Below are 13,432 nucleotides of genomic sequence, written 5' to 3' on the forward strand. Positions count from 1 at the left end.
GGCATTTTCTTAGCAAAGGGAGATAATAAAAGAAAATGGGATGGAAGAGGGATTATGATGAAACTTAAAGGAATTCACCATGTTTCCGCGTTAACTGCAAAAGCCCCTGAAAACTTTAGATTCTATACAGAAGTAATGGGCTTAAGATTGATCAAAAAAACGGTAAATCAGGATGACACGAGCGTTTATCATTTGTTTTATGGTGATGAAAAGGGGAATCCAGGAACAGAGCTTACGTTTTTTGAAATTCCGATGGCTGGAAGAAACCATGATGGTAACAATAGCATTTCAGCTATCTCACTTCGAGTGAAAAATGATGATGCGCTTCGCTTTTGGAAAGATCGTTTAAAAGAACAGGGTATTGAGGCAGAAGAAATCATGAAACGTGCAGGTCGTAACACATTGGCGTTTAGAGATCCTGAAGGTCAAAGAATGATTTTAGTCTCGGATGAAAATAACAAAGGAGTTGCAGGTGGTCAGCCGTGGAACAAAAGCACAACACCGCTAGAATATGCAGTCGTTGGGCTTGGCCCTGTAAGGTTAACTGTGCCTTCAGCTGAACCAACTGTAGAAGTGCTAACTGAACTATTAGGTTTTAAAAAAATTGGAAGCTACGCACCAGAAGTGACTGGTCAACCTGAAATTATAGTGTTGGAAACAGGTGAAGGGGGAAGTGGTGCTGAAATTCATGTAGAAGAACGAAATGACCTTCCTCAAGAACGACTTGGTCGAGGTGGAGTGCACCATGTTGCCTTTCGAGTTGATAATGAAGAAGAACTTCATGAATGGATTGAAAAAGTAAAAACATCACGCTTTCCGAATTCTGGATTTGTAGATCGTTTTTATTTTAAATCTCTCTATTTCCGTGAACCAAATCGCATTCTTTTTGAACTTGCAACAGATGGTCCAGGATTTGATACGGACGAAGATATTGAACATCTTGGTGAGTCACTTGCACTACCACCGTTCTTAGAAGCTCATCGAGAAGAAATCGAAGCGAAATTAAAACCACTTGATACAAAACAGTAAAATTCTTATGGCCTGAATCCTAACGGATTCAGGTTTATTTTTTTTTGCTTAAATTTTTTGAGCGAGAACCCGACATAAAAAACGTATTTTAGGAAAAATTATAAAACGTTACAACAATATAAAGAAATAAGGAGATGTCACAAGATGTATTGGCAAAAAAATGCAAAGAATATAACGAAGTACGTTAGTGCTTTTGTTTTGGCATTAGCTCTACTTTTAGGTACTTCAAACGCTGCTTCTGCAGTTGGGAAAAATGCAAAAGGTCCCGATGTGTATGCAATTCAATCCATGTTAAAGTCTCTAGGCAGTTATTCTGGGAAAATAAATGGCTACTATAATGCCTCAACAGTAAAAGGTGTTAAGTATTTTCAAAAGAGTCACGGACTACCTGTGACAGGATCAGTCGATGCACGTACGTATCAATCTATTCTTTATGCTTACTCTTCATTAAAATTACCTAAAGTTCGTCAAGGTGGCGGAGCAGGTCAAGGTGGCGGAGCAGGTCAAGGCGGCGGAGCAGGGCAAGGCGGCGGAGCTGGCCAAGGCGGCGGAGCAGGCCAAGGCGGCGGAGCAGGTCAAGGCGGCGGAGCAGGTCAAGGCGGCGGAGCAGGCCAAGGTGGCGGAGCAGGCCAAGGTGGCGGAGCAGGCCAAGGTGGCGGAGCAGGCCAAATTGAACAAGGTGAAGGTCAGCAACAAGAACAGCAACAAGGTCAACAAGAAGAAGGCCAAGAGCAAGAAGTACCAAAGCAGATGGAAGAACAAAAAGGTGAGACACCACAAGCACCACAAGCACCTAAACAAGAAATGCAACAAAAAGATTCAAATCAAAGTCCAAGTGTTCAGCCTGGAAAGAGCAGTCCATCACCAGGGATGAAAGATAATGGAAAAGACTAAAAATATAGTATGAAAACCAAATTTTAAATGAAAATAACAAAGAGGTCATATTCATGGTCTCTTTGTTTTTGTGAAAAAGAGAAATAATTAATCGGAGTGATCGGTCAATGTTGCAAGTATGGTTAGCTGGACTTCTTTTATTATTGACATCTGCAAATCAAAACACGGAAACGTTCATTGTGAACCAAGAAGGTCAAAAGCTTGCAGAAGTAAGCCGAAAACAGTTCGAAGGGTCAATTCCTGGATTTCCAATGATCGATGACACGAAATATAATCAGTTCGTTGATCTGCTCGATAAAAGATCATATAAAGCACCTATTAATGCTAAATTAAACGATTATGGTGGCATCATACCTGGCCAAGTTGGTTATAAATTAAATCGAAAATTATTTAAAGAAAAGTTTTATACGTATTTTTTTGAAACGGGACCGAAAACGATTGATGTGCCAGAAATGAATATCTATCCAAAAGTTGATACAGAGGTTCTTGCTCATATTAAGAACCAGCAGATCGGACAATATGTTACATACTTTAATTCAAATAATAATAGCCGAACAACAAACATTGAGCTTGCTGCTAAAGCACTTGATAGTCATGTTGTTTTTCCGAATGAGACATTTTCTTTCAACAAAGTCGTAGGCAGACGAACAACCGCAAAAGGCTACATGCGTGCACCGATCATCGTTAGAGGTGAACTGTCTGAAGGAATTGGGGGCGGTATATGCCAAGTCTCATCTACGCTGTTTAATGCAGTAGATCGAGCAGGATTAAGAATCGTTCAACGCTATTCTCATAGCAAACGTGTTCCATACGTTCCATCAGGGAGAGATGCGACCGTTAGTTGGTACGGACCAGATTTTCAATTTCAAAACAAATACGACCAGCCTATACTTATTCGTGCAAAACGATATGGAGGAAGTTTAGTCATCAAACTTTATTCTTCTGAAATCCTTGATCAAAGAAAGAGAAAAGTACCGAATGCACCTACTCATATACCGGAAGAAATACAAACAGATCAGAATGTGCATCTTTCTAACCCTAAGAGATGATTTAAAGTACAATAAAGATGTTCACATGTTTTTGAATAGGGAGTTGGATCGTTTGCAGACATTAGAAAAACTAACAGAACGTTTTTGGTACCAAACACCTGTTTCAGACACAGATCGCCCAATTTTAGGAGCTGTTGTGGGAAACGAAATGACTTTGATGATCGATGCAGGAAACTCAGAAAAACATGCATCTTACTTTTTGGATGAACTGCGTAAAAAGAATATACGAAATCCAGATCTCGTAGTTCTTACGCACTGGCATTGGGATCACATTTTTGGATTGCCTGCATTAAACATTCCATCCATTTCTTCATCAGAGACAAAAACAAAAATGCAGGAACTTCTTCCTTTTTCATGGAGTGATAAAGATCTTGATGAGAGAGTAAGGCAAGGCGTTGAAATTGAATTTTGTGCAGAAGCTATCAAAAAAGAATTTCCAGATCATCGAAACATCAAAATAAAGCTACCGACGATTACGTTTCATGAAAATATGGAAATTGATCTAGGTGGGGTATCATGTGTACTTCAACATGTTGGCGGAGACCATACAACAGATTCGATCATTGTATACATAAAGGAAGAAAAAGTTTTGTTTTTATCCGATTGCCTCTATGCAAATATGTACGCACCTAAAAATAACTATACGGTGAATCGAACGCTAAATTTGTTAGATCAATTAGAATCGTTTGACGCGGATTTTTATATATTTTCTCATTGGAAGGCAGCTACGAAACAAGAGTTTCTAACAGAGGTATCCATATTGCGAAGGTTTGCTAACCTTACAAAAGAATTTGAAGGTAATCCACAAGCAATTGAAGAAGAATATAAAGTCCAGGTTGATCGTGAACTAAATGAAGATGAAAGAGAAACCTTACAGTTTTTTGTTAACGGTTTCAACCTCAACCTAGATTAATAGAATGGGAGAATAAAATGCTACAGACATTCAAAGTGACCATTGCGCAATTTGGAGGAATAGAAAGACAGATCCGTGTGTGTCTGCCTGACGATTATACTGACAGTCATGAACAGTATCCCGTCCTTTATATGCATGATGGTCAAAATTTGTTTCATGATGAAGACGCCAGCTACGGTGTTTCATGGGGCTTAGCGGATTATTTATCAAAGAGTAAAGCTCCTCTTATCATCGTTGGAATCGACTGTAATCATGAGGGATTTGAACGTTTTAATGAATATGCTCCATGGGAAAACCCGACAGTAGGACCAGAACTTCTTAAGTTTGAAGGAGTTTATGGAGGAAAAGGGGAGGCGTACATCGAGTTTATTTTGCATACGTTAAAGCCGTTGATCGATGAAAAATACAGAACCAAACCTGACGAAACATTAATGGCAGGCAGTTCGATGGGTGGACTGATTTCCACGTATGCAGCATGTCGCTACCCTCATATATTTCAAAGAGTAGCAAGTCTTTCTTCAGCTTATTGGTTTAATCAAACAGAGATTGAAAGGTTTATAGAAGAAAGTGACTTAAGTGGGCTCAAAAGGTTTTATATGGATATTGGAACAGATGAGGATACATCAAAAGTGGATGCTGCTCATTATATACGTTCTTCCGAAGAGGTCTATGAAGTTTTTAAGAAAAAGAACATCGACGTGCAATTTAAAATAATCGATGGCGGAGTACATCATGAGACAGCTTGGCGAGAAAGGATGCCTAAGATTATTGAATATCTGATGAAGTAAAGGGGAGATAGGCGTTTGATCACATTTGAGAGAATGGACAACAAGCAGTTTAAAGATTACCTAAAGTTTATGCTGCCAGATTATATTCGTGATACAGCGGAACATTATAAACTAGATCAAGAACTAGCCACTGAAAAAGCAGAAAAGCAAATGGAACAGCTGCTTCCTGATGAGGAAAAAACAGAAGGACAGCATTTATTTTACATCAAAGAGGATCATGAATTAGCGGGCTACCTTTGGTTTCATGTTTCAAAAGAAGAGAAGAAAGCTTTTCTTTATCATATTTACGTGCTGAATGCATTCCGTAAGCGAGGGATCGCTCAGACCGCTCTTCGTTTTTTTGAGAATGAATCAAAAGATGAAGGAGCGGACTATGTGGGTCTACATGTGTTTGGTTCGAACGAAAATGCGATCGACCTATATAAAAAATTAGGTTATAAACAAGCATCCATATCGATGAACAAAGTTTTGTAAACGTTTAAAAAGGAGAGAGATAAAACATGAGAAAAATTGGATTGCAACTGTACTCCATTCAACAAGAAGCTGAAAAGAATTTATTAGGTACATTAGAAAGAGTGAAAGGGATCGGATATGATAGTGTACAATTCGCTGGATTATTCGGAATATCTGCTAAAGAAGTAAAAAAGGTATTGGACGAGAATGCTTTAACTGTTGCTGGAGCTCATATTCCACTTCAGCAATTTTCTGGAGATGCATTTAAAAAACAGATGGAAGATCAACTTATTTTAGAGAATGATTTAATGATCATGCCATACTTAACAGAAGATGAAAGAAGATCCATCGACGATTACAAGCGTGTAGCAGATGTGTTGAACGAAGCTGGATTAAGAAGCAAAGAGTATGGAATCCGTGTTGCTTACCATAATCATGATTTTGAATTCTACGAGCTTGAAGGTAAGATGCCGTTTGATTTGCTTTATCAAGAAACAGATTCTGATTTAGTCAAGATGGAGCTGGATACGTACTGGGCAAAATATGCTGGGTTCGAGCCTGAAGAGCTGCTGAATAAGTATCGCTTCCGTTGTGTATCCCTTCACCTCAAAGATATGGTAGAGAAAGACGGGCAAAAACAGAGCACGATCGCTGGAACAGGAATACTTGATATCGGTAGTTTCCTACGATTAGCAGATGAACATAAAGTAGACTATTGTGTGATTGAGCAAGAACATTTTGAAGGAGATCTTCTTTCAGAAGTTCAAAAAGGTGTGCAGAACGTTAAAGCACTTTTATAGAGGAGAAAACAGTTGTGGCAGATGTAAAATTTGTTTCTTATATAGAAAAGAAGCATTTTGAGCTGATTCAGGAACTAAACAAACAAGAAGGCTGGACGCAATTAGTTGAAAGGGACGAAGAAACAAAACAGGCTTGGAGTAGGTCCAATATAGCCTATGTCATGATAAAGAACGAAAAGGTAATAGGATATGCCCGTGGGCTGACAGATGAACACGTAACACTCTATATTTGCGAGATGCTAATTTCGAAGCCTAATCGTGGACTAGGATTAGGTGGGAAGCTCTTGAACATCATCCAAGGAAAGTACCCTACAGCACGAATGGAGATGCTTGCATCCCGTACATCGCACACTTTTTATGAAGGGCAAAATTTCAGACCTTTTTATGGATATCGAAGAACGTATGAAGAATGTAAATTTTAGGGGGCGTCTTCCATGAGTGAAAAAGTAACGAGTATCTCTGCTATACAAAGTCACATCAACAATGTTTTCGTGCATGTAACTGATCTTAAAAAATCTGTAGCATGGTATGCTGATCTATTGGGAATTACGATAGATGTAAGTGAAGTACAATCACCTGTACATAACATTCCTGTAACAGGTCAAACAGGATTATCACTAGATGATCATACGTTTGACCCATCTTTCCACCGATCACCTGGTTCAGGTCCTATGTTTAATGTATTTGCAGCAGATATTGATGAAGCATACAAAGAACTTCAAAGGAAGAATATGAAAGTGATCCGTGAGATCGAGTGGCACGGTGAAGTAGCTTGGTTCAATGTAGAAGATCCAGATGGAAACGTAGTTATGGTCTGTAATTGTTAATCAATAGATAAATTTTTGAACAAATGATCCTTACCCGTCCTTCATATGTACGAGTAAGGGTCATTTTTATATATTTAAACAAATAAACCATCTATCTAGTATTTTCCTATTTGTGGTAAAGTGGATAATAGAACGTTTTAGGGAGGAATCAAAATGAACGATCAGAAAATAAATACACTAAAAGAAGAGTTTGAGAATCTTGTAAGCGTAACCATTACTTCGTTAAACGATCTTATGAATTTTTTAAATCAGCAAAAACGCATCTACGAAAAAGTAGAAGAAGAGATGCTTCGCCATTATATTGCCTTCCAATGCCAAAGTAATGATGAAGAAATTAAAAAGCAATATGAATTTGATCAGCAACACATCAAGCCAATGTTTAAAAAGTACCAATCGAAACTCGACGAGAAAGTATTGGAGTCACCATTTATGGCGGAACTGCCAGACGATGAGTTCGGAGAATATAAGAAGAAACTGAGAACGCAATTTGCTCTTTTTCAAGAAGCAAACATAGAAATAGAAAAACAAGAGGATGCTCTAACGAATCAATACTTTGAAATCACAGGAGGTCTATCTTCAAATTGGGAGGGAAAAGAAGTAACGATTAGTGAACTCTTTGTTCATATTAGAGATTCTAAACGTGATATAAGAGAAAAAGCGATGAAAGCTTTGTATGAACCTATCTTAAAAGAAGAAGAGAAACTTCAGGGTATTCTTGATGAGTTGATTCAACTACGAGTGAAGAAAGCAGAGAATGCCGGTTTGAGTGGCTTTAACGATTATATGTTTAAGAAATATAATCGATTTGATTATACGCCAGAGGATTGTACGGAGCTCGCTGAATTCATACGTGAACATGTGCTTCCGATCACCATACAACTTCAAAAAGAACACAAAGCTGAAATTGGTGTGGATGTTTATAAACCATGGGATGTTCAAGCAGAAGCAATCGGTCGAAAACCATTACAACCTGTAAGTTCTGATGTGGAGTTGATCAATAAATCAGCGAAAGTTTTGAGCGAACTTGATGTCACGTTCGGCTCTCTTGTTCATGAAATGAACGAGAAGAAGCTTTTTGATCTTACGAGCAGAAAAGGAAAAGCACAAGGGGGATTCTGTGAATCTTTACCTGAAACAGGGCTTCCGTTTATCTATATGAACATGTCAAATACGGATAGTGATTTGGTTATTTTTATGCATGAGATGGGGCATGCGATTCACGATCAATTAAAGAGCGATTTAGAATTATATGCTTATAAACAAATTCCAATGGAGTCTGCCGAGCTAGCTAGTATGAGTATGGAGCTATTTACGATGGACCGCTGGGACGAGTTTTACAAAACAGAAGAGGAACTTAACCGGGCGAAGAAAGATCAGCTCAAAGGGGCATTGATGAGTCTTCCGTATATTATGGTCATTGATCAGTTTCAGCACTGGTTGTACCAACATCCAAATCACACGTGGGAAGAACGTACGAAGAAGTTTGGAGAATTGAAAGAGCGCTATGATGCTTCAATAGTCGATTGGAATGGGTATGAAGAATGGAAAGTAAAAGAATGGTTCTATACCCTACATATATATGAAGTTCCTTTTTATTTTGTTGAGTATGCAATTTCTCAACTTGGTGCTATTCAATTGTACAAAAATTACAAAGAAGATCCAAAGGGAACCATCAAGAAATATAAAGAAGCACTGAAACTTGGAAGCTCTAAGTCGCTTCCAGAAGTTTATAAAACTGCAGGCATCGAATTGGATTTTTCATCTAATAAAATTGCAGAACTTATGGAGTTTGTTGCAAAAGAATTAGATCTGCTATCCGTCAGTTAAATATGAAAGCAAATAATTAAAGAATTTAAATAATTTAAAGGGATTAAGCTTTATTAATAGAAATATTAGAATAAGGCGCACTTTATATATAAACCGTGGATTATAGGATTAACCAATAAAGAGGTGTCCATAAATTCTTGTCATAACCGGTTGGTGAGAGAGTAGATAATTGAACTGCTGACATACCAATTCCGATATTGAGCCGGACTCTATTCCCAGTGAACAAAGGAGATTGTATGCTGGATTCTCAATAACGAGAGTAAAATATGCACGTTTTAACAAACGATTTAGGATTCATTTTCCTAAGTAGGGGAAAATAAAGTTAAATGGCATATTGTTATGAGCATTTAATCGGAATACGAGGGGTGAGAGGTATGAGAAAACCCGATGACGAGAAATTATGGGACACAGGCACTTCAGATTTTGAAGAAGGCGACAAGATCACCTTTCACAATACCGAGCAGGGTGTTGAGAAAACTTACACAGTAAAACGTGTAAAAGAGAATGGTGATATTGAACTCGTCTATTCTGTTAGAAGACCGAGACCACCGATGCAATAGCATGAGATAAATAGTAGAAACAGCTTACACGTTTAGTGAGCTGTTTTTGTTTTTTTTGAATGAAAAATGGAATACGTATGAATAATTGGCTAATAGTAATAGGGATGATAAATTATGGGTGTTTATGATTACGTGATTAAGGTAAAAGATGAGTGAACAGCAGATTGGAGAGGAAGTTATATATGACTGAAAAGCCATTAATTGGATTAACAAGTACGATCATGTCAATCAATACGATTGAAACTCAAAATGAAAACGTTGATACGATCGTTGTATATAATAAATTTGCGGAAACGGTTAGAGATGCAGGAGGGGTGCCAATTGTGATTCCGATGGGCAAACCAGAAGAAGCTGAGTTTTACGCAAAAATGTGTGATGGGTTAATCTTTACAGGTGGTGAAGATATCAGCTCCATCACTTACAATGAGGAACCTCATCCAAAAGTAAAAAAGGTCAATAAGAATCGTGATGATTTTGAGATTGAACTTGTTAAAAAAGCTCGTGAGAACGAAAAAGCTATTCTTGCTATGTGCCGAGGCTATCATTTATTAAATGTTAGTTATGGAGGAACAATCATCCAAGATGTTGAGAGTGAGTTTTCTGATAGTATTAATCATTTCCAGTCGTCTGCAACGCGATCAGAACCTTCTCATACCGTTAGCATTGAAGAAGACAGCAAACTGTATAAGATTGTTGGTGAAAAGGAGGTTGCTGTAAATAGCTTTCACCATCAGGCGATCGGAAAAGTAGGCAAAGGATTACGTGTTGCAGCAAGAGCTTCTGACGGTGTAATTGAGGCATTAGAGCTAGAGGACCAGAATAAAACGTTCCTACTAGGAACGCAGTGGCATCCTGAAGAATTAAGACATGACAACGAGAATATGATGGCGATCATTACTACATTTATTAACGAAGCAAAGAAAATTAAGGAATAAAAAGTGAAGCCTCCATAACAGGAGGTTTCTTTATTTATATAGAGAGGTAATGTTTATAATAGGAAACTTTTTTCGTGGTAAATCCGTATTATATAAATAGCAATCATTGAGGAGGCTGTCTCATGAATATATCGAGACTTTTGAAAATGATAACGGGTGGTATTGAAGCTTTCCTTGGTATTCCGTTTTTAGGAGGAGCCATCATTCTTGCTTCAGCATGGGGACCACTTCAGTTCATGTTTGTCTTTCATTTGATCACACTCATCATTTGTATCGTTCAAAAAGAAAGATTTACAGGAAGTGTGTTAGGTCTTATTACTTCTATTGTCGGGTACTTGCCAGTCATCGGAATGATCATGCACATCGTTACAGCTCTTGTTTTATTTTTTGACGCTGCTAGAGGGAGTAAGAAACGAAAAAACGAACATGTCATCGATGTGAGAAAAGGATATTAAAAACGTACATTTTATACTGAAGCTTTCAGCCTAAGAAGTGGTTGAAAGCTTTTTTATTTGAAGAAAAATGATACATTTATTGAGGAAAGAAAATATTATGAGAAGGGGATAAAAAGAGTTTGGAAATCTTATACGTTCCTTTACTACAGATTGCTATCGCTTACTATTTGTTTGTTCAAGCACCGCTATATAATAAAGATCGATGGCTGTGGTCAATACTAGGTTTTGTTTTTACTTTCTTCACGTTAAGTATTTTTCTGATTCTAACAAACCGAAAAGGATTAGGTTGGACGATATTAATCGCATTGACTCTTTCTGCTATAGCGGGAATTCTATTTTTAAGTTTACTAGTCTGGGCTGTCTTTTTTTCAAAAGGGTAATGCTCGTATGAAAAAGAAGGTGAGTTTATGAAAAAACAACTAGTGTTTGTTTACGGGACGCTTCGAAAAGAGGGAAGTAATGCCCACTATTTGCAGAATGCAACATACATAGAACATAGATGCTACGCCGAGGGACAACTGTACGATACAGGTTGTGGTTACCCTGCATTAGTTCTAGAGAAAAACAAATGGGTTACAGGTGAGTTATATGAAGTAACAACGGAGGAACTAAAACGTTTAGACGAACTTGAAGATTTTGTAGAAAACAGAGCTGATAATCTATATGATCGCATCGTTGTTAAAATAAAGACATCCGTTGGAGATATAGAAGCTATAATGTATGTAATGAATGCTATAACCAATGATTTTATTTCAATTGAGGATAATGACTGGATAAAATATCTCCATAGATAAACAAAAAAGAGGTCACCATTACTTTGGTTGACCTCTTTCATTATGAAAAAGAGTATATCTCTATTTAGCGATTAAGTTGTTAATACAATGAACGGCAGAATCGACATCATCGAACCGCTTCAGGGAGTTTGTTTCAATCTGAATCACTTCGAACGATTGATCGTTCTTTAAATACTTAACAGAAAAAACAGCGGAATTGTTTTCACTAAAGGTGTGAGTAATATCGGATTCAATATACTGTTTGTTCTGTAAATTTAAGAGTATGGTTTTCACATCTTGATGGTTCATGATACATCGTCCCCTTTCTATTATGGGGGAACTTGTTAGGAACCCAAATAATAAATTATTTTCCTTCCTTAACATTTATGCTAACATAAGTAATTTTGTAAGTACAGATAACGGAAGACCTGTTCTTCTAAAATCATCCATTTTTTATCGTCAGAATTGCCTCTATTTCGACATTACCCTTCAATGCTCGTGAAATCATACACGAATGCTCGGCTTTTGTGGCGAGTTTTTGAAGAAGTGTCGAAATGTCTTTTGACGGGTCATGTTTAATCGTGACGACCGGTCGATGTATGATCTTTTGATACGTGATCACTCCGTTTGTAACGTCGACATATCCTTCAGACTCCATCGTTAAATTTATCTTATCTATCTTACTTCGTTCTATCATGGCAGCGAGTGTGATGATATAACAAGTTGCCGCTGCTCCAAGCAACATCTCATCGGGATTCGTCCCAATTCCTGGTCCATCCATCTCAGGAGGTATCGATACCTTAGTCTTCAAATTCTGCGTTTCTATCGTTCCAGTAGCATTTCTTCCACCTGGCCAATGGGCATTTAGATGAAAAACATGTTGTGCCATTTTAAATCACCTCAACTTCTTACTCCTTTAAGTGTAAAGCAATTGAGCTTTTACGTCACATATCCTGTTTAAAGTGTACAAAATGTTTTTTTTTGTTTTTTTTAGTGATCCAAATCAAATTTGTTTTCGTTAGCTATTTGAAAACACTTACAGAAGGAGGTGATAACCAGGTGAAACGATTTGTACAATTGGTTGTATTCGCAGCCGGCATGAGTATTCCCGCGATCGTATCGGCTGATAGCGGAGGGATTCTTTCTCCAGTAACAGACTTAACAAAGGAAACAACTGAGATTGTTGAAAGTGTTCCAGACAAAGTGAACATTTCTGCGAAAGATCATTCAGTTTCCGATGAGGTTGTGAGACCTACTCTTAACACAGTTACAAATATTGTTAAAGACACTACTCGTGCTGTCGACAGGGTGGATCAAACGGTTAACAAAGTTACGGAGAACGTAAAGCCAGTAGATGAAGCAATCAAAACGGTAACGAATACAGTCGATACGGTAAAAGAAACAGTACCGACAGAAAAGCTAAAAAGTTCTAAACCTATCGTGGATGTTAACCTTTCTGAAAAACCATCGATAAAAGTCGATGTGTTAGATCAGGAGGTGAACGTTACGGTCCCTGTTACACCGGAAAAACCTCAAGTAGAGGTGAAGCTTCCAGTCGTTTCAGAGATTGTTACTACTAAGCCGGAAGTTGAGGAAGTGGTCAAAGCAAAACCAGAACCAGCTCCTACCACAACACCAGTCACTGAACCTGTTGTGGAGAACAAACCGAATACTAGTGAAACGATTAATGAAACGAAAGGTGCAATAACTAAAAAGCCAGTTGCTGTGACGACAAAAGAAATTTTTGAAAAAGACATAGAGAATCCCGTTAGTACAAGTACGAGTGGAGAAGTACTTAAAAAGAGCAGGTATCAAAAAGAAACTGAGAAACCTGTACGGCAAAAAACAAGTCCGGATTATCCGGTAACTCAAAAGGTAACTCAAACACAAATGCTAACTCCATCATCACAAGGTGGACAATCACCTTCAGGTTCTTCCAATGTACCGATGACTTCTTCTAGCACTGTTACGTTCTTGGCTATTCTAGATGGTGGCCAAAATGATACTCAGCTTGAAACAGGAAGTGTACTTGGTGAGGGAGTTCGACACTATTATGATCAATGGCTAAATGCTCCACCTGGGCAACCACCACAATCTTTCTTCTTCTAATTCAAATTTGGTAAAACAAA

At 37.9% G+C, this 13,432-nt stretch carries 18 protein-coding genes; 16 read left to right on the plus strand and 2 right to left on the minus strand.

Annotated features, from left to right (window positions below; translation table 11 throughout):
• Positions 1-57: 57 nt before the first annotated feature.
• The 15 genes from HU823_RS11795 to HU823_RS11865 all read left to right on the plus strand — a co-directional run bounded on the left by HU823_RS11795 (position 58) and on the right by HU823_RS11865 (position 11,324).
• Complete coding sequence (locus HU823_RS11795; RefSeq protein WP_197222363.1) at positions 58-1,029, plus strand: ring-cleaving dioxygenase; 972 nt, start codon at positions 58-60, stop codon at positions 1,027-1,029.
• Positions 1,030-1,173: 144 nt separating this feature from the next.
• Positions 1,174-1,923: a peptidoglycan-binding domain-containing protein gene (locus HU823_RS22210; protein ID WP_197222162.1), complete on the plus strand. Its 750-nt coding sequence runs from the start codon at positions 1,174-1,176 to the stop codon at positions 1,921-1,923.
• 107 nt (positions 1,924-2,030) lie between these two features.
• Positions 2,031-2,972: a VanW family protein gene (locus tag HU823_RS11805; RefSeq protein WP_197222163.1), complete on the plus strand. Its 942-nt coding sequence runs from the start codon at positions 2,031-2,033 to the stop codon at positions 2,970-2,972.
• 52 nt (positions 2,973-3,024) lie between these two features.
• On the plus strand, positions 3,025-3,885 hold the full coding sequence (locus tag HU823_RS11810) for an MBL fold metallo-hydrolase (protein WP_197222164.1): 861 nt from the start codon (positions 3,025-3,027) through the stop codon (positions 3,883-3,885).
• 17 nt (positions 3,886-3,902) lie between these two features.
• Positions 3,903-4,673: an alpha/beta hydrolase gene (locus HU823_RS11815; RefSeq protein ID WP_144702298.1), complete on the plus strand. Its 771-nt coding sequence runs from the start codon at positions 3,903-3,905 to the stop codon at positions 4,671-4,673.
• A 15-nt stretch (positions 4,674-4,688) separates the two neighbouring features.
• Positions 4,689-5,147: a GNAT family N-acetyltransferase gene (locus HU823_RS11820; RefSeq protein ID WP_197222165.1), complete on the plus strand. Its 459-nt coding sequence runs from the start codon at positions 4,689-4,691 to the stop codon at positions 5,145-5,147.
• A gap of 26 nt (positions 5,148-5,173) precedes the next feature.
• On the plus strand, positions 5,174-5,926 hold the full coding sequence (locus HU823_RS11825) for a sugar phosphate isomerase/epimerase family protein (protein ID WP_197222166.1): 753 nt from the start codon (positions 5,174-5,176) through the stop codon (positions 5,924-5,926).
• Between the two features lie 14 nt (positions 5,927-5,940).
• Entirely contained in the window at positions 5,941-6,348 is a 408-nt protein-coding gene (locus HU823_RS11830) for a GNAT family N-acetyltransferase (RefSeq protein ID WP_197222167.1), read from the plus strand.
• A 12-nt stretch (positions 6,349-6,360) separates the two neighbouring features.
• Positions 6,361-6,753 (plus strand): VOC family protein, encoded by a 393-nt coding sequence (locus HU823_RS11835; protein ID WP_197222168.1) that lies wholly within the window; start codon positions 6,361-6,363, stop codon positions 6,751-6,753.
• A 153-nt stretch (positions 6,754-6,906) separates the two neighbouring features.
• On the plus strand, positions 6,907-8,580 hold the full coding sequence (locus HU823_RS11840) for a M3 family oligoendopeptidase (protein ID WP_197222169.1): 1,674 nt from the start codon (positions 6,907-6,909) through the stop codon (positions 8,578-8,580).
• A gap of 374 nt (positions 8,581-8,954) precedes the next feature.
• A complete protein-coding gene (locus tag HU823_RS11845; RefSeq protein ID WP_197222170.1) occupies positions 8,955-9,140 on the plus strand; it encodes a hypothetical protein in 186 nt (61 codons plus the stop codon).
• 182 nt (positions 9,141-9,322) lie between these two features.
• Positions 9,323-10,075 carry a gamma-glutamyl-gamma-aminobutyrate hydrolase family protein gene (locus HU823_RS11850; RefSeq protein WP_197222171.1) on the plus strand — a complete coding sequence of 251 codons (753 nt, stop codon included), beginning with the start codon at positions 9,323-9,325 and terminating at the stop codon, positions 10,073-10,075.
• 122 nt (positions 10,076-10,197) lie between these two features.
• Positions 10,198-10,530 carry a hypothetical protein gene (locus HU823_RS11855; RefSeq protein ID WP_197222172.1) on the plus strand — a complete coding sequence of 111 codons (333 nt, stop codon included), beginning with the start codon at positions 10,198-10,200 and terminating at the stop codon, positions 10,528-10,530.
• Between the two features lie 119 nt (positions 10,531-10,649).
• Positions 10,650-10,910 (plus strand): hypothetical protein, encoded by a 261-nt coding sequence (locus HU823_RS11860; protein ID WP_197222173.1) that lies wholly within the window; start codon positions 10,650-10,652, stop codon positions 10,908-10,910.
• Between the two features lie 27 nt (positions 10,911-10,937).
• A complete protein-coding gene (locus HU823_RS11865; RefSeq protein ID WP_197222174.1) occupies positions 10,938-11,324 on the plus strand; it encodes a gamma-glutamylcyclotransferase family protein in 387 nt (128 codons plus the stop codon).
• A 60-nt stretch (positions 11,325-11,384) separates the two neighbouring features.
• On the opposite strand, the gene HU823_RS11870 is transcribed toward HU823_RS11865, so the two are convergent.
• Positions 11,385-11,612, minus strand: a complete 228-nt coding sequence (locus HU823_RS11870; protein ID WP_197222175.1) for a DUF1797 family protein — start codon at positions 11,610-11,612, stop codon at positions 11,385-11,387.
• Between the two features lie 133 nt (positions 11,613-11,745).
• Entirely contained in the window at positions 11,746-12,192 is a 447-nt protein-coding gene (locus tag HU823_RS11875; RefSeq protein WP_197222176.1) for an OsmC family protein, read from the minus strand.
• A gap of 170 nt (positions 12,193-12,362) precedes the next feature.
• Between HU823_RS11875 and HU823_RS11880 the strand changes: the two genes are divergently transcribed.
• On the plus strand, positions 12,363-13,412 hold the full coding sequence (locus HU823_RS11880) for a hypothetical protein (RefSeq protein ID WP_197222177.1): 1,050 nt from the start codon (positions 12,363-12,365) through the stop codon (positions 13,410-13,412).
• Positions 13,413-13,432 lie beyond the last annotated feature (20 nt).

Source organism: Fictibacillus sp. 18YEL24 (assembly GCF_015903855.1).
Taxonomy (GTDB): Bacteria; Bacillota; Bacilli; order Bacillales; family Fictibacillaceae; genus Fictibacillus; species Fictibacillus phosphorivorans_C.